3 protein-coding genes are annotated in these 1,385 nt (G+C 34.7%); all 3 read left to right on the forward strand.

Features of this window, described 5'->3' with window-relative positions:
* Nucleotides 1-210, forward strand: a 210-nt coding sequence (locus QM460_RS10350) for a hypothetical protein (protein ID WP_414290049.1), incomplete at its 5' end; no start/stop codon positions are given.
* Between the two features lie 147 nt (nt 211-357).
* Complete coding sequence (locus tag QM460_RS10355; RefSeq protein WP_049494027.1) at nt 358-666, forward strand: DUF5592 family protein; 309 nt, start codon at nt 358-360, stop codon at nt 664-666.
* Nucleotides 666-1,313, forward strand: a complete 648-nt coding sequence (locus QM460_RS10360) for a hypothetical protein (RefSeq protein ID WP_000985686.1) — start codon at nt 666-668, stop codon at nt 1,311-1,313. The genes QM460_RS10355 and QM460_RS10360 overlap by 1 nt, the downstream gene beginning before the upstream one ends.
* The last annotated feature ends 72 nt before the right edge of the window (nt 1,314-1,385 follow it).

Genomic DNA, 1,385 nt, shown 5'->3' on the forward strand with positions numbered 1-1,385 from the left:
TTTTTAGAAAGTAAAGGAGCTGTCGTTCAAAATTATATATCTTCTAGGACAGATATATTGGTTTTAGGACACAAGCAGTTGAATCTTTTTGATCCAGATAAAAGGTCTAAAAAGCATGATGCAGCGCTTAGAAGAATATCAGACGGTCAATCCATCACTTTTCTTTCTGAAGAATCATTCTTTGATTTAGTCAAGAAGTCTCAAGATTGAGGCTTCTTTTATTATACAAAAAAGTATATAACTTTTTATACAATTCTTTCCTGAAAGACAATGGCAAAAATGCTATTGTCCCTTTAAAAGATATTTTCGATTATTCATTATAATGTGAGTGTCAAAACAAATATAAAGGAGAAATTAATGTACGGTGAAAAATACGGTGTACCTAGAGATATCTATGCCAAAGTCAAGATTATAGGCCTTCTTATCCTAGATATTGCTTTTGTAGGAATTACTGGAGTAATCGCTTTGAGCGTTGGCTTAAAAATCTTTCCCAAAAGCCAGTGGATACAGATGTTCGCATTCATTTTTTTAACACCAGTTCTGAGTTTGTATCTGGTGTTACCAGCTAACGGTGGCAAAAAGAATTGGCACAGCATGTTTCTTTTCTTCAGACGAAGAAGAAAACGTTATATTAGCTTGAATTATATCAGAAGGAGAAAACCATAATGGCGATTAAACAAATTCAACCCTCAAAAAATGAGAAACGCCCTCTGGGACGTCTTCAAGAAACAAAGAAACAAACGCAGGAATATTTTGATTTACATTCTTGCGTTGAGTTGTTAGATGTAAAATCAATCATTCCGAACAGCCAGGCTTATATCCAGTTAGTTGATTATGGCTACTTGCAGCTGATGGAGATACCAGGTAAAGATTTAGGATCGATGTCTTATAACGAGGTTATGAGAACCATTGAAAATTTTGAAACCTGGTTGACTCGATTTGGATCGAATATCCAAGTGGAGACGACAACTTTACCAACAAATACAGATACGCAAATTTCTGACTTGCGCCATCATTTGGATTTAGTGCGACAAGAAATGTCTAAGTTATCAATAAATGATAGACGTTTTTTACAACTCAAGGATCGTGAAATTTGGCTTCAAAGCCAAATTAAAGTTGAAGAAAGCATCCGACAAGAAGTCTATAATACAGAGTTCATACTGTGGCTATTTGCACCTACAACAACCGAATTGGACGAATTGGTTCGTAAGGCTAAAACCTATGGAAATAATGATTTTGTTCCACAAGATATCAGCTACAGGAAGAAAATTCAGATTATAAAGCAATACAACAATATGAATGAGAAAGTGTAGGAGAGATAGCATGCCTGATTTATCAAAACGTAGACAAAGACAATTAAAGAATGAAGGATATGACCTTGCTTT

The organism is Streptococcus infantis, assembly GCF_047464415.1.
Classification (GTDB): domain Bacteria; phylum Bacillota; class Bacilli; order Lactobacillales; family Streptococcaceae; genus Streptococcus; species Streptococcus infantis_AE.

Coding starts and splice junctions, on each gene's coding strand:
- QM460_RS10355 (WP_049494027.1), top strand. CDS start 358: ATGTACGGTGAAAAATACGGTGTACCTAGAGATATCTATGCCAAAGTC.
- QM460_RS10360 (WP_000985686.1), top strand. CDS start 666: ATGGCGATTAAACAAATTCAACCCTCAAAAAATGAGAAACGCCCTCTG.